Annotated in this window: 17 protein-coding genes and 1 pseudogene; 5 read left to right on the top strand and 13 right to left on the bottom strand. The window is 59.7% G+C overall.

Going from position 1 to position 20,507, the window contains the following annotated elements; genetic code table 11:
* Positions 1-2: 2 nt before the first annotated feature.
* The 11 genes from QMK52_RS21325 to arnC form a co-directional block, all read right to left on the bottom strand.
* Complete coding sequence (locus tag QMK52_RS21325) at positions 3-1,103, bottom strand: enoyl-CoA hydratase/isomerase family protein (protein WP_320403372.1); 1,101 nt, start codon at positions 1,101-1,103, stop codon at positions 3-5.
* Positions 1,104-1,234: 131 nt separating this feature from the next.
* Positions 1,235-1,942 carry an HPP family protein gene (locus tag QMK52_RS21320; protein ID WP_194438199.1) on the bottom strand — a complete coding sequence of 236 codons (708 nt, stop codon included), beginning with the start codon at positions 1,940-1,942 and terminating at the stop codon, positions 1,235-1,237.
* 164 nt (positions 1,943-2,106) lie between these two features.
* Positions 2,107-2,295, bottom strand: a complete 189-nt coding sequence (locus QMK52_RS21315) for a type VI secretion system contractile sheath small subunit (protein WP_269745282.1) — start codon at positions 2,293-2,295, stop codon at positions 2,107-2,109.
* A 321-nt stretch (positions 2,296-2,616) separates the two neighbouring features.
* Positions 2,617-4,239, bottom strand: coding sequence for an ArnT family glycosyltransferase (locus tag QMK52_RS21310; protein WP_005788316.1), 1,623 nt, complete (start codon positions 4,237-4,239; stop codon positions 2,617-2,619).
* Positions 4,240-5,622, bottom strand: a complete 1,383-nt coding sequence (locus tag QMK52_RS21305; RefSeq protein WP_005788317.1) for a UDP-glucose dehydrogenase family protein — start codon at positions 5,620-5,622, stop codon at positions 4,240-4,242.
* Positions 5,619-6,032: a 4-amino-4-deoxy-L-arabinose-phosphoundecaprenol flippase subunit ArnF gene (arnF, locus tag QMK52_RS21300; protein WP_005788319.1), complete on the bottom strand. Its 414-nt coding sequence runs from the start codon at positions 6,030-6,032 to the stop codon at positions 5,619-5,621. Before arnF ends, QMK52_RS21305 begins: the two co-directional genes overlap by 4 nt.
* A complete protein-coding gene (gene arnE / locus QMK52_RS21295) occupies positions 6,029-6,376 on the bottom strand; it encodes a 4-amino-4-deoxy-L-arabinose-phosphoundecaprenol flippase subunit ArnE (protein ID WP_005788320.1) in 348 nt (115 codons plus the stop codon). The genes arnF and arnE overlap by 4 nt, the downstream gene beginning before the upstream one ends.
* A complete protein-coding gene (gene arnT / locus QMK52_RS21290; RefSeq protein WP_005788322.1) occupies positions 6,373-8,028 on the bottom strand; it encodes a lipid IV(A) 4-amino-4-deoxy-L-arabinosyltransferase in 1,656 nt (551 codons plus the stop codon). Before arnT ends, arnE begins: the two co-directional genes overlap by 4 nt.
* Entirely contained in the window at positions 8,025-8,909 is an 885-nt protein-coding gene (arnD, locus tag QMK52_RS21285) for a 4-deoxy-4-formamido-L-arabinose-phosphoundecaprenol deformylase (RefSeq protein ID WP_320403371.1), read from the bottom strand. The genes arnT and arnD overlap by 4 nt, the downstream gene beginning before the upstream one ends.
* Positions 8,909-10,900 (bottom strand): bifunctional UDP-4-amino-4-deoxy-L-arabinose formyltransferase/UDP-glucuronic acid oxidase ArnA, encoded by a 1,992-nt coding sequence (arnA, locus tag QMK52_RS21280; RefSeq protein WP_005788327.1) that lies wholly within the window; start codon positions 10,898-10,900, stop codon positions 8,909-8,911. Before arnA ends, arnD begins: the two co-directional genes overlap by 1 nt.
* On the bottom strand, positions 10,897-11,931 hold the full coding sequence (gene arnC, locus QMK52_RS21275) for an undecaprenyl-phosphate 4-deoxy-4-formamido-L-arabinose transferase (protein WP_005788328.1): 1,035 nt from the start codon (positions 11,929-11,931) through the stop codon (positions 10,897-10,899). The genes arnA and arnC overlap by 4 nt, the downstream gene beginning before the upstream one ends.
* Before the next feature lie 410 nt (positions 11,932-12,341).
* On the opposite strand from arnC, the gene QMK52_RS21270 reads away from it, so the two are divergent.
* Both QMK52_RS21270 and xerC read left to right on the top strand, forming a co-directional pair.
* Positions 12,342-13,154, top strand: a complete 813-nt coding sequence (locus tag QMK52_RS21270; protein WP_005788330.1) for a M949_RS01915 family surface polysaccharide biosynthesis protein — start codon at positions 12,342-12,344, stop codon at positions 13,152-13,154.
* A 106-nt stretch (positions 13,155-13,260) separates the two neighbouring features.
* Positions 13,261-14,175 (top strand): tyrosine recombinase XerC, encoded by a 915-nt coding sequence (gene xerC, locus QMK52_RS21265; protein WP_005788332.1) that lies wholly within the window; start codon positions 13,261-13,263, stop codon positions 14,173-14,175.
* A gap of 22 nt (positions 14,176-14,197) precedes the next feature.
* On the opposite strand, the gene QMK52_RS21260 is transcribed toward xerC, so the two are convergent.
* Positions 14,198-15,409: a multidrug effflux MFS transporter gene (locus tag QMK52_RS21260; protein ID WP_194438202.1), complete on the bottom strand. Its 1,212-nt coding sequence runs from the start codon at positions 15,407-15,409 to the stop codon at positions 14,198-14,200.
* Between the two features lie 159 nt (positions 15,410-15,568).
* Between QMK52_RS21260 and QMK52_RS27440 the strand changes: the two are divergent.
* The 3 genes and pseudogenes from QMK52_RS27440 to QMK52_RS21250 all read left to right on the top strand — a co-directional run.
* A pseudogene (locus QMK52_RS27440) lies at positions 15,569-16,324 on the top strand (HAMP domain-containing protein); the annotation flags it as partial.
* A complete protein-coding gene (locus QMK52_RS27435; protein ID WP_413817850.1) occupies positions 16,319-17,182 on the top strand; it encodes a methyl-accepting chemotaxis protein in 864 nt (287 codons plus the stop codon). The pseudogene QMK52_RS27440 and the gene QMK52_RS27435, both read left to right, overlap by 6 nt.
* A 194-nt stretch (positions 17,183-17,376) precedes the next feature.
* Positions 17,377-17,811, top strand: a complete 435-nt coding sequence (locus tag QMK52_RS21250; protein WP_320403369.1) for a hypothetical protein — start codon at positions 17,377-17,379, stop codon at positions 17,809-17,811.
* Between the two features lie 370 nt (positions 17,812-18,181).
* Here the strand turns inward: QMK52_RS21250 and QMK52_RS21245 are convergent, their stop codons facing one another.
* On the bottom strand, positions 18,182-20,458 hold the full coding sequence (locus QMK52_RS21245; protein ID WP_087945247.1) for a TonB-dependent receptor: 2,277 nt from the start codon (positions 20,456-20,458) through the stop codon (positions 18,182-18,184).
* Between the last annotated feature and the right edge of the window lie 49 nt (positions 20,459-20,507).

Here is a 20,507-nt window from a genome sequence, read left to right as displayed (position 1 = left end):
GCTTATTTCTCAATCTGCGCGAAGCTGTGGAAGAAGCTCTCGACGTGGCTGGTATCCAGCGCATTGAGCGTGGGCGGGTTCCAGCGCGGGGCTTTATCCTTGTCGATGATCAGGGCGCGAACGCCTTCAATCAGGTCGCCACGTTCGAACCATTGACGGTCCAGGTGCAGCTCCAGAGCAAAGCACTGTTCCAGCGGGAGGTGCCGGCCACGACGCAGCATTTGCAAGGTCACGGCCATGGCCAGGGGTGAGCGGGTCTGCATCAGATGGGCGGTAGTCAACGCCCATTCGTGGGTGTCGGCGACCGTAACTGCCTGCAATTGCTCGACGATGCTGGGTACATCCGGCAGGGCGAAGAAGTGATCAATGACCGGGCGCAGGGCCGCCAGCGGCGCATCGGGCAATTGCTGCACCGCCAGTTTGGCGAGCACACCTTGCAAATCCTTGAGGGGGGAGTCGCTCCATTGCAACTGGTCGAGCTTGTTGTCCAGGGCGGGGAGTCTGGCGCTGTCGATAGACCAGTCGGCCAGCCCGCAATACAGCGCATCGGCGGCACGTATCTGCACCCCGGTCACACCAAGGTAAGTCCCCAGCTCACCGGGAATACGCGACAGGAAATAGCTGCCGCCTACATCAGGGAAGTAGCCGATAGCCACTTCCGGCATCGCCAGGCGACTGCGTTCAGTGACGACCCGCAGATCCGCGCCTTGTACCAGGCCCATGCCGCCGCCGAGGACGAAGCCGTCCATCAGTGCCACGACCGGTTTACGGTAATGGTGGATGGCCAGGTCAAGGGCATATTCCTCCACGAAGAAATCCTGGTGCAGGGTGTCGCCGTTCTTGAAGCTGTCGTACAGCGAGCGGATATCGCCGCCAGCGCAGAAGGCTTTTTCGCCGGCGCCACGCAGCACCACGGCATAAACCTGCGGGTCATCCGCCCACGCCTGCAGCTGCGCCGTCAACTGGCGGACCATGTCGAGGGTGATGGCATTCAAGCCGGCGGGGCGATTGAGGGTGAGGTGGCCGATATGGTTACGCACTTCACTCAGTACTTCCTGCTGAATATCGGCGTGGCTTGCTTCGGATGAAACCTGAGCAGTCATCACTAACTCCCTGCTTTTATTGTTCTTTGTATAAATGTTCGCGGACGAACCATCCCGTGATCGTACCAGTGCAAATTTGCCCCGTACAACCCGGAATCATGCAGGTCGTTTTTGCATTTATGCCGTAGGGATCAAGCCACGCGATTGGCCAGGACCTCACCGATACTGCGACGTCGTGCATGGCCTTCTGCTGCGTGAATCAGTTGTTCCAGCTCGGTGGGCTCGACATCGTAAAATTGCTCCATTTCGGCCAGCGCCAGCTTGAGGTCGGCCGCTGTAATCGATGGATCGCTCACGGGCTGAATGCCGAGGACGACAGGAGCAGGTTCGGCCAGCCCCTTGGGATAACGTGTGCGCGTGGCATTGTTATAGAGCAGTGCGCATCCCAGCAGAGCGCCGGCACCCAGCATGACCGGCGCCAGTTCATACCAGCCCAGGGTAATGGACGCAGGGTCGGCCAACACCAGGGTCATGGCCAGGCCACCGGCCGGTGGGTGCAGGCAACGCAGCCAACAGATCAGTATTACCGTCATGCCCGCCGCCAGGCACGCGCTACCCAGGGTTCGCCCCAGTACCCGTGCCACCAGCAATGCAACGATGCCGGCACACAGGTAACTGCCCATGATCGACCATGGCTGGGCCAGCGCTCCCGATGACACCGCAAACAGCAACACGGCCGAAGCGCCAAGGGGGCCGAGCAAATGCAGGGCAACCTCCATGCCGAATACCTGGGCGCAAGCCCAGACACTGAACATTGTGCCCAAGGCCATGCCGATGCCGGCACGACTCCATTCAGCGGGGCGGGTGTTGATTGCAGCGGGTAACCAGCGAGCGAGCATTAAAGACGATCCATAAACGGCGGGCGAAAAAAAAGGCCTGCCTGGTTTCCCGGTGCAGCCCTTTGAACGTTCCAACATTTGGGGGAGGAACCCGTGCAGTGTGCCGAGGTTGGTCTGATCGCACCACTGCATATTAATGAGGGTTAAACGCAAATATTATGCAGTTAAAGGGTGTCTCCGAACGTAATGGGGCCTGCCACAGTGGACGCTGGTGTGCAGATTTTGCCCAGCACCCGGTTATTGGCCTCTTCATTGAACAAGCGCTCATGCAGGTCTTCGCGCAATTTGGCGTCGTTGGCCAGTGGCCCCTTCAACGCCACCAGCGCGTCGCGCAATGCCATCAAACGATCCAGTCTTGGTAAAGGTACATTCAACAGTTCCTCTCGCACGGCATTGTCCTCTCAATGAAGTAAGCCATCGCGCGTGGGCAGCCTACAGAGTCCTTGTAGTTATGGCGTGCCTTGACCCAAGCGCTTTCGGGACAGCCCTGACGATCGGGTGGTAGATACTTAATGCACGTGGCAGCGAGTCTACCGTCGGGTTCCAGGCACAGGAAGGGAAAGTGCACCAGCTATTACGCAAAGGAATGTAGGCGTTTTCTTGGTGCCTGTGATGAAAGACGCCCACCGGTTAACGAGTCGACGTTCTTTCTTACAACGCCCCTAGAAAAGTGCTCATGGCACCGTGGTTTTTACCAAATGCAGCAATACGTAAGGGTTCTTGTCGAACTCGCCGGTCAGCGTGGGCGTGATCGAACGCAAGCGTGGATCGTCCAGCCCTTCGAAGTCGGCCTGGCTCATGACCAACCATGCCGGGGCCTGGATCGGCTTCAATTCAATGGGCAATTGGGTAAACAGCGGGACCTTGTCACAATCGAAGTTGACCATGAACTTGATGGCTTTGGCGTCTTTACCCAGCGCGTGCAGCACCACGGGCGCCGGTTGCTGCAGGACTTGAGCCTTGACGGCGAGGCTGAACGTGCGGGTGTCGTATAACCGACGCTCCAGGGGTTCGACCACCAGGATGTAGGTTGTCCAAAGGGCCAGCACTGCAGCCAGGGCCGGGCCATACGTACGCAGCCGGGACTTGAGCAGTGTCAGCAGCGCCAGGATCTGAAGCAGACCAAGCACGGCGAAGATCACTTCAAGGTGGGCCAGCGGCTCCGGATAACGCCGCCGTGCGGCTAGCAGGCCAATCACCAACAGCGTCGGCAATAGCGTCCAGACGCCCAGCATCAGGCCGCGCAGCCAGGCAAACAGTCGCCCCTGTGTCGCCTGGAACGGATACGCGGCAATGATCGCTGCCATCGGCAACATCGGCAGGATATAGCGCGCTTTTTTTGCCTGTGGCACCGACAGGCCCACCATCACCAGCACACCCGCGGCTGCGCAATACAACACCAGCTTCAATGCCGGATCCGGTGTGCGCCGCCCGCCGATCATGACAGCCGCCAGTACCAACACTGCCAGCGGATAAGCCAGCGCGTAGTTACCCATGGAGCTGGTGAAGTAATACAGCACACCGCCGGAGCCTTCGCTGCCATCCATGCGCCCCAGAAACTGCATACGAATCACGTCATGCATGAAGTCTTCGCCGCCGCTGAGCTTGGCCAGTAGCAGCAACAGACCGACGCACGCCGCCAGCAGCGCCAACGCCAGCAGGCCGAAACTGAACAGGCGGCGCCACTGGCGGTTGATCAGGTAATAGCTGCACAACACGCCTGTGGGGATCACCAGGCCAATCGGCCCACGCAGTGCAAACCCGAGCAGCAGCAACACAAACACCCAATGCAAGCGCTTGGCAGCAGCGAAGTGATCATGGGCATAGCCCAGATAGAACACCGCCAGGGTCACGGCGGCGAGCATCTGGTCCAGGGAGACCGCGCGGGTTTCGCTGACAAAGGTGCTGCTGAGCAGCAACATTGCCAGGCTCAACAGCCCCCAGCGCGGGGAGTAGGGCGCAGTCAGGCGGTAGACCAGCATTACGATCACTGCTGACGCGACCGCGGTGGGCAGCCATGCCGTCAGGCTGGTGACCTGGCCCAATGGCAACGACAGCAGCCAGGTCAGCAGCGTTGAAGTCGCCAGGTAGTCGGCATACGGTTGGCCGTAGGTCGTGGGGAAGAAACCTGGTCCGTGGCGCAGCATTTCCTGGGCAAACACCACGAAGCGTGAATCAAAGCCAATAATTGCCTGGTGCCAGTTGCCGGCGATAAACAGCACCAGCGCCAAGAGCCCAAGCCCCAGTGACTGGCGGCGGATTGTGGCGCTCTGCATGGATGGGAAAGCCTTGTTCACCTAGCCGACATCCCTGACCTGTTCCACCCAGTTTTGCTGGGGAATCGGCAACTCGCAGGAATCGCCACGGCCAATGGGGAAATACTTGAAGCCTTTGCGTGTCAGGCGTTCGCCGTCATACAGGTTGCGGCCATCGAAGATCACCGGGGTTTTCAAGCGCTGGTGAATCAGGTCGAAGTCCGGCGCCTTGAATTGCTGCCATTCGGTGCACACGATCAGCGCATCGGCGCCGCCCAGGGTGGACTCCGGGGTGCCCATCAGCATCAGGCGCGGGTCGTCGCCATAGATCCGCTGGGTTTCCTGCATGGCTTCCGGGTCGAAGGCGCGCACATTGGCACCGGCGGCCCACAAGGCTTCCATCAGCACGCGGCTGGGAGCGTCGCGCATGTCATCGGTGTTGGGCTTGAAGGCCAGGCCCCACAGGGCGAAAGTCTTGCCCTTCAGATTGCCTTTGAAGAACGCATTGATGCGCTCGAACAGCTTGCTCTTCTGGCGCTGGTTGATGGCTTCCACTGCTTCGAGCAGGTCGCTGGAGCAGTTGGCTTGCTTGGCGCTATGGATCAAGGCACGCATGTCTTTGGGGAAGCACGAGCCGCCGTAGCCACAGCCTGGGTAGATGAAGTGGTAGCCGATTCGCGAGTCGGCACCAATGCCCAGGCGCACCGATTCAATATCGGCGCCCAGGTGCTCGGCCAGTTCGGCAATCTGGTTGATGAAGCTGATCTTGGTGGCCAACATGCAGTTGGCAGCGTACTTGGTCAGTTCGGCGCTGCGCAGGTCCATAAAGATGATGCGGTCGTGGTTGCGATTGAACGGCGCGTACAGGTCGCGCATGACCTCACGTACTTCCTCGCGCTCGCAGCCAATGATGATGCGGTCCGGGCGGCGGCAGTCGGCAACGGCCGAGCCTTCCTTGAGGAATTCCGGGTTGGAGACAATATCGAACTCCAACTGACGGCCAGCGGCATTCAGGTTCTTTTGGATATGAGCGCGCAGGGTGTCACCGGTGCCGACCGGCACGGTGGATTTCTCCACCAGAATCACCGGCTGCACGCGATGGCGGGACACGGCGTCACCCACCGATAGCACGTATTTCAGGTCGGCAGAGCCGTCTTCATCCGACGGCGTACCCACGGCGATGAACAACACTTCACCGTGCTCGACAGCGAGTTTTTCGTCGTAGGTAAAATGCAGGCGTCCGCTTTCCAGGTTGTCCTTGACCATCGCGGCCAGGCCCGGCTCGAAGATGGTCACGTGACCTTTCTGGAGCGACTCGACCTTGCTCTTGTCAACGTCCATGCAAATGACATCGTGACCGACTTCGGCTAATACAGTGGCCTGTACCAGACCAACGTAACCACTACCAAATACGCTGATTTTCATGGGGTATTCCTGGGACTTGAGGTGCAAGCACGACGAGAGTTGATAACCAGTACGCCGAGGATGACCAAGGCCACCCCCAGGGTTTTTGAAAGCGAGAAAGCTTCGTTGAACACCGGCAGGCTGGCGGCCAGCAGGTAGACCAACGCGTAGCTGATGCTGAGCAGCGAGTAGGCACGGCCCAGAGGCAAATGCTTGAGTGCGCCAAGCCAGCAGAGCATCGACAGCGCGTAGGCAATGATCGCCAGGATCACCACGCCCAGGGCACTCAGGTCGATGCTGTTGCGGGTGAAGGCGGCCAGCCACTCGGTGGGCAAGGGCAAGCGCGTCATGCTCCAGCGCATGCCCAGTTGGGCGACACTCACCAGGCCGACACTGCCCAGGGCCAGGGCGAAACCCTTTATGCGGCTCATACCTGGCGCCCCAGCAGCACGACGCCGGCAATCACCAGCCCCACACCCAGCCAGTGGCGGCCATCAATGGGTTCGTGAAATACAAAGCGCGCCATCAGCGTGACCAGCACAAAATTCAGGCTGAGCATGGGGTAGGCAATCCCCACTTCCAGGCGTTGCAATACCAGCAGCCACACCAGCAGGCCCAGGCCCAGGCACACCAGCGCTGACCATAACCACGGCGAACGCAGCTTCAATGCCCAGCCTTGAGGCAGGTTCCGCCAGCTTTCCACGGCGAACTTTTGCGAGACCTGGCCCATGCAGGTGAGCAAGCAGGCTGTGAGCAACAGCAGCAGGGTGGTCATGGCGCGACCTGCGGGAAAATCAGGATCACGATCTTGCCTTGGGCATAACGCTTGCCATCGGTGGGCAGCAACGCGAGCTCGTCCTTTTCGCCCTGGCTGTTGACGCGCATCACCACACCTACGGCCCCGGTGCGGCGGGTTTGCGCCATCCACGCCTGGATCGCGTTACGGTCGACCAGCCGATGGGCCGTGTCGGCGTAGGCCAGCCCGTACTTGACCTCGCCCGAGGTGTTGTAAAGCGTGATATCCGGTCGTTTGAGGCGCCAGGACAGTGCAGAAGCAGCGCCCAGATCATTGCTCAACAGGGCGACAGTGGGCTGTAATTCCTCGATGTGATCGATGATGAACTGGTCCGGGGTCTTGTTATAAACCACCGAATGGGGCAATGCCGCAGGCACCAATACCACGAGTAGCCCACTGCCAATCAGGGGCGCGGCCCACAACGTCAAGGGCCGTGCCGCTTGTAGCAGGTTGACCACGATCCAACCGAACAGGAAGATGAACACCAGCACCAGGCTGAAGGTTTCCTCACCCGGCTCGTACACCGGTTTTTTCAACTGGAACCAGCTGAGGGCCAGCAATACCAGCACACCGATCGCCAGGTTCAGCCAGCCATTGATGCGCAGGACGCGACCGTGGCCTTGCTTGAGCTTGTCGCTCAAGGTCGAGCCCATCAGCAACGCCAGGGGCAGCATGCAAGGCATGATGTAGGAGGGCAGTTTGCCCTTGGCCAGGCTGAAAAACGCCAGCGGCATCAACAGCCATAGCAGCAGGAATGCGGTTTTCGGCGCGCGCTTTTGCAGCCATGCCTGCTTGAGCGTGGACGGCAACAGGGCTACCCACGGTAGCGCGAACGCTATCAGCAGCGGCAGGTAATACCAGAACGGCTCAGCGTGCTGGGCATCTTCCCCGGCAAAGCGCTGGATGTGCTCGTGCCAGAAAAAGAAATGCCAGTAGTCCGGTTCTTGCAGGTGCACAGCCAATGCCCACGGCACGCTGACAGCAATTGCAACCACCACGGCCACGCCGCCAAACGTGCACAACTCACCCAGGCGTTTTTGCCAGAGGGCGTAGGGCAGGGCGATCAATACCGGCAGCAACCAGGCCAGGAAGCCCTTGGTCATGAAGCCCATGCCGCACGCGAAACCCAACAGCGCCCAGGACCACAGTCGGCCGCGCCGCGTGCTGCTGTCAAAGCAGAACCACAACGCCACGCCGGTCAGGTTGACCCAGAAGGTGAACTGCGGGTCCAGGTTGGAATAACCACCGAGGGCCGCCACGCTGACGAAGCTCATGTACAGCAGGGTGCTGACCAGGCTTTTGTGCGGGTCGTTCCACAAGCGGCGGGATACCAGGTAAACCAGCACAATGCTCAAGGCGCTGCTCAAGGCCGAGGCAAACCGCACGCCGAACAGGTTCTGCCCGAAAATCGCCTGGCCCAGCGCAATCATCCAGTAGCCCGCGGCGGGTTTTTCGAAGTAACGAATGCCCATGAAGTGCGGTGAGGCCCATTTGCCGGTCAGCAGCATTTCCTGGCTGATCTGCGCATAGCGGGTTTCATCGGGAATCCACAGGCCATGGGTGGCCAGCGGCAGCAGGTAAAACGCGGCAAACGCCAGCAGGAGCAGGGGCAAGGCCCAGCGACGAATCATGCCCGCTGTACTCCCAACCAACCCTCGCGGCCGCTCAATGCGCCGCGCACCAGTTTTTGTTGGGGCAGGGTGGTTACATCTGCGGGCAGAAGATCACCCAAGGGTTTGAAATCAATGCCGCGTTGCCCTGCCTGGGCGAGCAACTGGCGAAAATCATTGGCCATCAGAATCCCTTCAACTTCTGCGTGGATTGTGTAGACGTTCAGCTTCGCTGCGCTGAACCGGTCCAGGATGAAGCGGTTGAAATCATTGGCAGCCACCACCGGCCCGACGACTTCGTCGAAGGTCGGCAGGTCTACCGGAATTTGTGGGGTGCCCGCGCTGCCATCGGCCAGTGTCGGTCGAAACAGGCTGCTGCCCCGGCAATCACTGTTGTAGCGAAAATTGAAGCCTTGCTTGGCTTGCACCACGCGTTCGTCGGCGCGCCACCCTGCGGCGGCTGAACAGTCCACGCGCTCGCCTAGGATGTCGCTCAAAGTCTGCACACCACGCCGAATCTGCTCGACCAGCTGTGCCTCGCTCCAACGCCCAGTGTTGGCCTGCCAGCCATGGTGATCCCAGGCGTGCAGGCCGACTTCATGCCCGGCGGCCTTGGCCTGGCGCATCAGATGCCCCAGGTCGCGGCCGATCGGCTTGCCGGGCCAGGCGGTGCCGGCCAGCAAGATGTCCCAGCCATACAGGCCGGCGGCGTTGGAACGCAGCATCTTCCACAGAAACTGTGGCCGAATCAGGCGCCACAGATGGCGGCCCATGTTGTCCGGGCCGACACTGAAGAAGAACGTCGCCTTTACCCCGGCTTCATCCAGGGATTCGAGCAGCCGCGGCACACCTTCACGGGTACCACGGTAGGTGTCGACGTCGATGCGAAGACCTGCCTGCATTACTTTTTATCCGCAATTTCAAGCATGGCTTCATGCAGGAAGAAATCCAGGGTGTTGCCGATGGTTTCACTCATCTGCACGCTCGGTTCCCAGTTCAGCAGGCGCTTGGCGTTTTCGATGCTCGGTTTGCGGTGCGCCACGTCCTGGTAGCCTGTGCCGTAGAACGCCTTGCTCTCGACGTCGCGGAAACCGGCGAACGGCGGGAAGTTGTGGCGCAGCGGGTGAGCCTCGAACTGACGCAGCAGCTCTTCGCCCAACTGGCGGATGCTGGCTTCGTTTTCCGGGTTGCCGATGTTGATGATCTGGCTGTCGCACACGCCATTGTCGTTATCAATGATGCGCGCCAGCGCTTCGATGCCGTCGGCAATGTCGGTAAAGCAACGCTTCTGCTCACCACCGTCGAACAGACGGATCGGGGTGCCTTCCACCAGGTTCAGGATCAATTGGGTAATGGCGCGGGAGCTGCCGATACGCGCAGAGTCCAGGCGGTCCAGACGCGGGCCCATCCAGTTGAACGGACGGAACAGGGTGAACTTCAGGCCCTTGTCGCCGTAGGCCCAGATCACTCGGTCCAGCAGTTGCTTGGACACCGAGTAGATCCAGCGCTGCTTGTTGACCGGGCCGACCACCAGGTTGGAGGTGTCTTCATCGAAATACTGGTCCTGGCACATGCCATAGACTTCGGAGGTCGAGGGGAAGATCACACGCTTGTTGTACTTGACGCAGTAGCGCACCAGCTTGAGGTTTTCTTCGAAGTCCAGTTCGAACACACGCAGTGGGTTACGGGTGTATTCGATTGGCGTGGCGATGGCAACCAATGGCAGGACCACGTCGCATTTCTTGATGTGGTACTCGATCCACTCGGTGTGGATGCTGATATCGCCTTCCACATAATGGAAATTCGGGTGGCTGCGCAGGCGCTCGATGGCGTCGGAGCCGATGTCCAGGCCATAGACTTCGTAACGGTCGTCACGCAGCAGGCGCTCGGACAGGTGGTTACCGATAAAGCCGTTTACGCCCAGGATCAACACGCGGGTACGACGTGGCTTGCGGCCAGACTCGGCGCCGCGCAGTACTGAGCCATCCACCAGGCCCAGTTCATCGGCCAGGGCCGGACCGGCCAGGTACAGGCCGTTTTCGTTACGCTGGCCAAACTTGATGACCAAGGAGTCTTCACCGCAGGCAATACGCAGCGGGTTGACGCTGATCACACGGCCTGGCGCCAAACCGTCGTTACCCTTGACCACGTCGGCTTGCCATACGATCAGCTTGTGCTCGCCCACTGCGCAGAAGGCGCCCGGGTACGGCTGCGTCACCGCGCGCACCAGGTTGAACAGTTGTTCGGCAGGCTTTTTCCAGTCCAGCTTGCCATCGGCGGCAGTGCGGCGGCCAAAATAGGTGGCTTGGTTTTCGTCCTGGGCGGTTTCGGTGAGCTTGCCCAGGGCCAATTGTGGCAGCGCGTCGCGCAGCAAGGCTGTGGCCGCATCACGCAACTTGGCGTGCAGGCTCAGGCCGGTATCGGTGCGGTCGATGCTGACTTTCTGCTGGGCGAGGATGGCGCCGGCATCGGCACGCTTGACCATGCGGTGCAGGGTGACGCCGGTTTCGGTTTCGCCGTTGACCAACACCCAGTTGGCCGGGGCGCGGCCACGGTATTTAGGCAGCAACGAACCGTGCAGGTTGAACGCGCCTTTGCGAGCGATGGCCAGCAGCGGTTCGCTCAGCAGGTTGCGGTAGTAGAAGGAGAAGATGTACTCCGGGTTCAACTTGGCGATGCGCTCGACCCACAGCGGGTGGTTGGCGTCTTCCGGGGCGTGCACCGGGATGCCATGGCGTGCGCAGAGCTGGGCCACGGAGCCGTAGAAATTGTTTTCCTTGGGGTCATCGGCATGGGTGAACACGGCAGCAATGTCGTAACCCGCACCGAGCAGGGCTTCAATGCCTGCACAGCCGATATCGTGGTAAGCGAAGACAACAGCTTTTGAACTCATGACTGAACCTGATCGGAAGGAGAAGTAGAAGTATGGGAAGACACCAGGCCGTCAACGACGACGACTGGAGTCGGTGCTGCCGGCTGGTTGCGCAGCACTTTTTCAATAAAGAAGCGCGGGCGGGCGCGTACATCGCTGTACATGCGGCCCAGGTATTCGCCCAGCAGGCCCATGCCGATGAACTGGCCACCGGTAAACACGAACAGCACCGCAAACAGCACGAACAGACCATCACCCGCCCAATCGGCGCCGAAGGCCAGGCGCATGACGATCAGCGCAAAGGCGAACAGCACGCCCAACGCCGCGAGGCTGAAACCGACGATGGACAGCAGGCGCAATGGTGTGGTGGTCATGCAGGTCAGCAGGTCGAACATCAGGCTGATCAGGCGCATGGCGCTGTATTTGGACTCGCCGTGCTCACGCTCGGCGTGGTGCACGAGGATTTCCGTGGTATGGCGGGCAAAGCCGTTGGCCAGGATCGGGATGAAGGTGCTGCGTTCACGGCAGGCGAGCATGGCGTCGACGATGGTGCGGCGGTAGGCACGCAACATGCAGCCGTAGTCGGTCATGGCCACGCCGGTAGAGCGCTGCACGGCCAGGTTGATCAAGCGCGACGGCCAGCGACGGAACGCCGAGTCCTGGCGGTTGTTACGCACCGTGGCGACCACGTCGTAGCCCAGGGCAGCTTGCTCAACCAGGCGCGGGATCTCTTCCGGCGGGTTCTGCAAGTCGGCGTCGAGGGTGATTACGACTTCGCCACGGCACTGTTCGAAGCCGGCCATGATAGCGGCGTGCTGACCGTAGTTGCGGTTGAGGATCACCGCTACAACATGGCTGCCTTCTTCGGCGGCGGCGTCTTCGAGCAGTTGGGCCGAATTGTCGCGGCTACCGTCATCCACCAGGATGATTTCGTATTCGTAGGCCAGCTGCTTGCAGGCTGCCGTGGTACGACGCAGCAGCTCCGGCAGGCTCTCTTGTTCGTTGTAGACCGGGATAACGATCGACACGCAATGAATAGGGTAGGGTTTCAAAGTTTCATGACCTCGGCTGGAGCAACTTGACGCGTGAAAACAGCAGCAATTATTGGGCAGAACTACAGCCCGCAGATGACAACGCGGCGCTAAAGATAAAGCGTAATCAACAGGTTAGTCGATAAATCACGGAATGCCCTGAAGTACTGCTTACAAGGTTAAGCGCAAATGTGTGCAACGAATATGAAAGGCGGATGAAAAACTCGTTTATTTGACAGGTAGACAGCTAGGGTTCAGCTAAGTAATCAAGGCGTTACATGTGCAGGCCGGATGGTCAGATCGGAACGCTGTGCTGGGCGTTTGGTTCAATTCGGGCGCTCCCGCTAGGCCAATGCCAGTGATTGAACAATCTTCTCTGCATTGGCGCTCAAGTGCCGGTAAAGTAAGCCATCTCTTGCCAGGGTACTCGGATGAATAGCGTGCAGCTTTTGCGCGGCCAGTTGCGGCCTGCGTTGATGGGATTATTGATGACGATGGCCTGTGTCACCAGCGTACGCGCTGATGAAGGGATCGCACTGACCAGCATCGAACAGGTGCCGGAAGGTGTGGAAGTGCCCGGCAAGCAAGTCGCTGCTTATACCTGGGATGACCTTCAGGGCAAGAACCTGCTGGTACTCGCCGAGCAGGTCAGCGAGCGGGAGGATGATGGCACCCAGTCGGCGTTTGTTTACGCAGCGCAGTACCTGCTTAAGGGCGATCGCCCCAAGCGCGTCTGGATGCTGCACGACGACGTGCAACGCTGCGAGTTCGACGCCAGCCTGCGCTTTGATCAGGCGGCCACCAAAGTCACCGACCTGCTGCGCGACGGCAATACCCAGGTCACGGTCGGTTATTCGCGCACCTGTACCAGTGATGTGAGCCCCAATGAGTTCAAGCTGATCATGCGGGTCGGCAAGTCCGGCAAGTATCGCCTGCGCGGCCTCGATCGCGTCGGCGCCAGTTGGTGGGACGAAGATGCCGGTGCCCTGCGCGGCATGCCGTTGCCCACTGACTGCAGCGTCGAGGCCCAACAGAAGTTGGTCAGCCAGTACAAGGAGCAGGGCACCGAACTGCCACTGCCAGGCTGCTATGGCGACGAGAAGGACTTTGCCAAGGCCCCGGCTGGCTACCTGACGTTTATGCGTGGGCATTGGTTTGCGCTGATGCAGCGACAGGACGCTGACTGGAGCCAGTCCCTGGCGCAACCGCAGGAACCGGCAGAGGAAGTCGAATTGGCGCCGTGATTTTGTGCCAGGGCCGCGCCTGGGTTAGACTCAGTCTTCGCCAACCCACTAAATACATCGATTAATCAATGAGTTGATTGATGTATTTAATCCAAAGGCTGATCCCTTGACCGAGACTATCCGCAACCCGCTGACCCTCTACCTCACTCGCCTGGCGCCCTCCAGCCAACTGACCATGCGCTACGTGCTGCAGGATGCCGCCGACCGCCTGGGTTTCGAAGACCTCAACCTCGAAGACATCGACTGGCATCTACTGCAACCCGAACACGTCGTCGCACTGGTGGCCGCATTGCGCGAGGACGGCTATGCGCCGAATACCTCATCGCTGTATGTGAATGCGATACGTGGGGTGATGAATGAAGCGTGGCGCATGAGCTTGATCAGCCAGGATCACCTGTTGAAGATGCGCTCGGTCAAGGCTGCCGCCGGTACGCGCCTGGGGCAGGGCCGCAACCTGCGTCGTACACTGATCCGCGAGATGCTCGATGTATGCGCAGCCGATCCTCGGCCCCAGGGCCTGCGGGATGCCGCGGTGATCGGCCTGTTGTATGGCTCCGGGATGCGCAAGTCGGAATCGGTCAATCTCGACCTCGCGCAGATCAATTTTGATCAGCGCAGCCTGCGGGTGATCGGCAAAGGTAATAAGGAACTGATCAAGTACGCGCCGGACTGGGCGTTCGCAAAACTGCGGGCGTGGCTTGAGTTTCGTCGTGAACAACTCAAGGAAGGTGAGCAGGACGACACCTTTCTGTTCAACCGTATCCGCCGGGGCAGCCACATCACGCGCGAACGCATTACCAAACATGCGATTTATTACATTGCTCGGCAGCGCGGTGATCAGGTGGGTGTAAAAATCATGCCCCATGATTTCCGCCGTTCGTTCATCACCCGAGTGATCGAAGAGCATGATTTGTCGATCGCCCAGAAACTGGCGCATCACACCAATATCCAGACCACCGCCAGCTATGACGTACGCGACGACAACGAGCGGCGCAGGGCAGTGGACCGCTTTGATCTGTGAGCTGGACGGGGTAGGGCAAGCCTCAGGAGGAGGGCGGGACGCTTGAGGCCAGGTGCGCCGGCAACCGGCGCAAGGTCCACAGCGTGGTGAGCATCGCGGCAAGCGCACATAGCGCAATGCCGATCAACATCGGTGCAGGAGTATGGTCGGCGAACACGCCCACCAGGGTCATCGAAACGGCCGCGGTAACCATCTGGATCGCGCCAAGCAAGGCAGATGCAGAGCCTGCCACCGCGCCATGATCTTCCAGCGACAGCACACCTGCCGCCGGCAGCAACAGGCCGAGAAAACCGAACCCGACAAACAGCAGGCCCATCATCAAGGACAGGCTATCACCCCAGAATGTGGTGGCTGCCAACAGGGCCATGACCGTGGCTACTGCGACCACCGACCAACGAATAAGCGGCGCCAGACCAAACCGTGCGCTCAGGCGTGCGGTCAGTTGGCTCATGGCAAAAAACGAGGCGGCGTTGAGGGCAAAACACAGGCTGAACTGCGTCGGTGTCAGGCCGAAATATTCGATGTATACGAAGGGCGCGCTGCCGATAAATACAAAGAAGGTCGCAAGGCCAAACCCGCACACCACCGATAACCCGGTGAATACCGGGTCGCGCAACAGCGCTCCATAACTGCCGAATGCATTGCCCAGGGTCTTGCCCAAACGGCGTTCGGCCGGGTGGGTTTCCGGTAGTTGCACGATGGTCATGACCAGGCACAGCACGGCGACCACCGCCAGCACAGCAAATACTTCGCGCCAACTCCAGATCGAAATCACCAGGCTGCCGGCCAGCGGCGCGAGGATTGGCGAAACACTCATCACCAGCATCAGCAAAGCCATCAGGCGCGCTGCCTCATGGCCGGTGTACAGGTCGCGCACGATCGCCCGCGGGATCACCATCCCCGCACAGGCACCGAACGCCTGTATGGCACGAAATCCAATCAATACTTCGATGGTCGGCGCCAATGCGCAGCCGATACTGCCAACGGCAAAGATCACCAAACCCGCATAAATCGGCAGTTTGCGCCCGAACACATCGCTGATCGGCCCGTAGAACAACTGGCACACACCAATGACCATGAAAAACACGGTGAGGCTCATCTGCACCGCCGCCGGTGAGGCCCCAAGGCTTGCGCCCAGGGTTGGCAGCGCGGGCAGGTAGATGTCGATGGCAAACGGGCCGACGGCGGTGATCAAGCCCAGCAGCAGGGCGAGATGGGCGATACTTCGAGACATTTGGCAGGTCCGGCTGGAGCAAAGGACGGCCAGCTTAAGTGAAACGCGCAGATCCGCAAACTTAGGCTTCACTAACAAGGAGTTGTTGCCGATACAGCTAACAGTGAGCACTTGAACGGTTGGATTCCCAACCGATGGTCCTGGCACGGGGATACCAGCATGACGATCAAATTACGCTTGATGCTGTTGATTGGGACCGGATTGCTCACCGCCTTGATCATGAGCCTGGCCAGCTATTTGGGAAATACCCGGATGGGCGATGCGGTACAGGAAAATGACGTCAGCATGACCGTGCTGCGCAATCACATGGAAGCCGACATGATGCACGACGCCCTGCGTGCCGACGTGCTGTCGGCCATGTTGGTGGGGCTAGGCAAAAGCACCAGCACACCGGCCCAGGTCAACAGCTCGCTCAAGGAACATGCCGAACACTTTCGCCAGGTGCTGGCGGACAACTTCAAGCAGCCGTTGGACGATGCAATCAAGGCGAGCCTGGAAAACATCAAGCCCAGCCTGGATACCTATATCAGCGCCGGTGAGCGTATCGTCGCGCTGGCCCTGGACAACCCCGAAGCCGCCCGTGGGGAGCTGGAGACCTTCAATGCCGCGTTCAGTCGGCTGGAAGATCAAATGGCGGCCTTGAGCGAACTGATCGAAAACAAAACTCAACTGACCAGTATCGGTACCCGACAAACCATCAGCCACGCCAATTGGACCCTGGCCGTGGTATTGATCGCCAGCCTGTTACTGCTGCTGGCACAAGGGCGCTGGGTGATCCTGAGCATCATGGGGCCACTGCGTACCGCCATGGGCATTGCCGACAGCATTGCCCATGGCAACTTGAGCGAACCGATTATCGAGCCCAGAAATCACGATGAAGCCAGTGCGCTGATTCGCAGCCTGGCCACCATGCAGCGGGATTTGCGCGGCATGATTGAAGTGGTTCGCAGCAACGCCCACGGCGTCAATGGCATGAGCGAACAACTGAGCCAGGGTTGCCATGAAGTCGCAGGCAGCAGTCAACAGCAAAGCGCCGCCGCCAGCACCATGGCCGCCGCCGCCAGCGAAATGACTGCCAGCATCGAGGAAATCACTCGCCACGCCCAACGCGCTCTCGACATGGCTAACCAGGCAGAAACCCTGGCCAAGGACGGCGGCCGCGTCATTCACCAGGTTGTCAGCGACATGGATGGCATTGCCCGTTCAGCGCAGCAATCGGCCCAAGTGATCCGCACACTGGACAAGGAGTCCGAGGCGATCTACAGCATTATTCAAGTGATCAAAGGCATCGCCGACCAGACCAACCTGCTGGCCCTGAACGCCGCCATCGAAGCCGCCCGTGCAGGTGAGCAGGGCCGCGGCTTTGCAGTCGTCGCCGATGAAGTACGCAGCCTGGCCGGACGCACCAGCGCATCCACGCAGGAGATCGCCAGCATGGTCGGGCGCATCCAGCAGAACACCCGGGAAGCGGTGACCAGCATGGAGGAGGGCGTTGCTCAAGTGGACAAGGGCATGGCCGTTACCGCCGAAGTGGAACGCGCCATTCGCGAGATCCTTCAGGCCACACTCAGCACCACCGAATTGGTCAACGATATTTCCCGCACCATCAGCGAGCAAAGCCTGGCCAGCAATGAAATTGCTCACCAGGTGGAGATGATTGCTGGTATGTCGCAAAACAACAGCCGCGTGATTGGAGACACGGCGTCAACGACGGATGAATTGTCGAGTCTGGCGGGGAAGCTTTCGCAGTCGGTGGATCGGTTCAGGTTGTGAACCGATCTATCTAGTTATAACTCAACTAAATAGTCATTTAGTTTAGTTATATGCATTGATTATATTGTGAGGGCAGAGCCAGCTCATCTTTCACGCTAGTGTGGGTACATGCACGATACTTTACATTTGAGCATCATAAAGGGACGGTCTATATGCGGGGAAGGCTTACGTCAGGTCTATGGGTGGCATGTTTCGTGATCAGTGCCCCGGCGCTGGCGGATGAACTGCCGCGTAGCGAGCAGATAAAAGCTTTCCGCGCTGCAGGATTTAACCAAGAGACGTCGGAGTGCGAAATCGAGACAACCGGTAGCTACACGCCGGCAACCATGGAGCTGATCAAGGACCTGAACGGCGACGGTCGGCCGGATGCGTTGATTACCGAAGGCAGCACTGACTGTTATGGGCAAGCGGGTACTGGATTTTATCTAGTCAGCCAGCAGACTGACGGTCACTGGAAGCTCATGCTCAAAGAAAGCGGCGTCGCGGAGTTTCTCGCTAGCAAAGGCAGTAATGGTTGGCCTGATGTCGAGGTCGGCGGCCCGGGCTCTTGTTTTCCAGTAATGCGTTATGACGGCCAACGTTATCGATTTCACCACAGCGTGGGTGAACAGTGTGCCGACTTGCCGTAAATGCCCGGTGGCCCAAGGGTCAAACGGAGGCAGGTCAGCGAGATGGCTGCTTTTTAAATCTGGCGCGCTGTGGTCTAAGTCGCTTCGTGAAATGCGCCGAACAGAGGCCCTGAAGGATAGTTCATTTGTTCGCATAATGTATATTATGTTAAATAAAGGATCATGTCATAGAGTGTTATGAGTTACCTAAGGCACTGATTCGACAAAACCGCTTCTGCTGCCCTCTCTCAACGGGCCATGCACTTCGTGTTCATGGCGAGTCCTACTCGTGTTGGCTATCTGAAGGCTCAATTATCGCGGGAATTTTTCGCAGCGTTGAAACAAGCCAGCGTGGATGCGTCCCAGGACGCCTCCACGCTTGGCTTGAGGGTTAAAAGTCCACCGAGGCCGACAGTTGCAGCGTACGTGGCGTACCCAGGCCACCGGACAATCCGCTGCCGTCGCCACCGTTGTACGAACCGATCCAATAAGCACGGTTGGCCACGTTCTCGACATTGGCGCGCAAGGTCACTGGCTTGGACATGACTTTGGTGGTGTAGCGGCCGCCTACATCAAACACGGTGTAGGACGGCAGTTCCATACGATGGTCGTCGGTAACGTAGCGGCTGCCAACGTAGTTGGTGTTGGCGGTCAGGGTCAGCCCCGGCACCATCTCAAGGTCGTATTCGGCGCCCAGTTTGGCGATGATCTTCGGTACGCCGGTCACTTGGTTGCCTTCGTTGGATGTGACCAACGCCTTGGTCAGTTCAGCCTGAGTATAGGACGCGCCGCCCATCAGGCGCAGGCCGGGTTGGACTTCACCGAAGAAACTCCATTCCACGCCACGGTTACGCTGCTCGCCGTTGGTGGCGTAAATATTGGTGATGGGGTCGGTGTAGGCGCTGGGTTTTTCAATCTGGAACACGGCCAGCGTCGTGGCGAAGGTGCCCAGGTCGAACTTGGCGCCGACCTCATACTGCTTGGTCTGGTAAGGGCTGAGGATTTCACCCGAGTTGGCGGCGCTGGTGGGTGCCGTGCCCCCTTGGGACAAACCTTCGATGTAGTTGGCATAGAGCGAAACATCATCGGTGACCTTGACCAGCAACGCTGTCGCCGGCGACACCTTGCTGTCGCTGTAGCGGGACGTCTTGACCCGGGCCGGCGTCAGGCTGGCGCTTTCCACGGTCTGGTTGCGCCAGCCCACGGTCCATTGCACGCGGCCATCGAGGAACGACAGAGTGTCGAGGAACGCAAAGCTTCTCAGCTTGGCTTCGCTGCGGGAGGTGACGGCGCCGTATTTGCCCAGAGGCGGTGTTGCACCGAAGTCGAGGTTGTCGTAGTTGGTGACTACATAGTTGGGGATCATCAAATCCTTGAAGCTCATCTCCGATTTGTACTGGGTGGCTGCCACAGACCAGGCGTGGCCTACCGGGCCGGTGTCGAAAGTGCCCTTGAGGCCGGCTTCACCGGACTTCTGCGTGCCCTGCCCGTCCGAGCGATAAGCCAGCACGTCGATGTCTCCGGCGTTGTTGATCAACGTGTCACGGGTCATCAGGGCATTGCGGCCACCGTCGCGCTGGCCATAGGCGGCAAAGGCGGTGAGCGAGTCATTCAGGTCGACCTCGCCACGGATCAACACGGTTTCGGTGTCGTTGATGGTGTAGGCCCAGTCGGGCGCCAGGGAGTTATCGCCCTTCTTCGGGCTGGGCACTTTATTGACCGTTGGCGAGATGCCGAAAATACCGAAATAGTTGGCGCCATCCAGGCGCTCACGCTGCTTGTAAGCGTCCAGGGACAGGCGTACGCGCTCAGTGCGCCAGTCCAGGCCCAGGGCGTTGAGTTGCATCTTTTGCTGCTGGTCGTCCACGTTGGTGTCGCCATCGCGGTACACGCCGTTGTAGCGGATACCGAACTGGTTCTGCTCGCCGAAGCGCCGGCCCACGTCAGCGTGGGCGCCATACAGCCCGTTGGATTCGTAACTGGTGGTGAGGCGCGTCAGCGGCTCGTCGGCGGCGCGCTTGGGCACCATGTTGATGCTGCCGGCGACGCTGCCATCGGGCGGCATGCCGTTGAGCAGCGCAGACGGGCCCTTGAGCACTTCGATACGCTCGGCCAGTTCGGTCGAGCCGCGCAGGTTCGGCGCCATGCCGGCAAGGCCGTTGAAGGTGATGTCGTTGGCGCTGGTGTTGAAGCCGCGGATGAAGAAGGTTTCGAGGATGGCCCGCTTGGACGGCACGTTGACCGACGGGTCAGTGGCGCCGATTACCGAGCCGATGTCCTTGGCCTGGTGGTTGCGCACGAATTCATCGGTATAGCTGATGGCGTTGAACGGTGTTTCCATGAAGTCCTTGTTGCCCAGCAGCCCGATACGACCGCCCGTGGCGACCTGCCCACCCGCGTACGCAGGTGGCAGGTCGTCGGTGGCGAGCCGCTCGCCGTCGATGATGGTTTCCGACAGCACCAGGCTGTTCTTTTCCGCTTCGGCCCGGACCTGGGTGGCCGGCTCCGGTTCAGGCGCCGCCGACACTGCCGGCGAGCCGCCGCTCAACCCGAGCAGCAAGGCCATCTGCACGGCGCAGAACGTACGGTTCAAGGTAAACGGGAAAGTACGCGGTGTAGCCTGGAATAAATCAGGATGGGCGCGAGTTGGGCGGCCGTGTTCCGACATGCTGGATTCCTTTCGATGCGAAGTATTGAAGTGCATTCACTAGGTTTCC

The organism is Pseudomonas sp. P9_2, from assembly GCF_034008255.1.
Taxonomy (GTDB): Bacteria; Pseudomonadota; Gammaproteobacteria; order Pseudomonadales; family Pseudomonadaceae; genus Aquipseudomonas; species Aquipseudomonas synxantha_A.
Note: the sequence above shows the minus strand (reverse complement) of the source record. Positions and strands in the feature narration are given on the sequence as shown.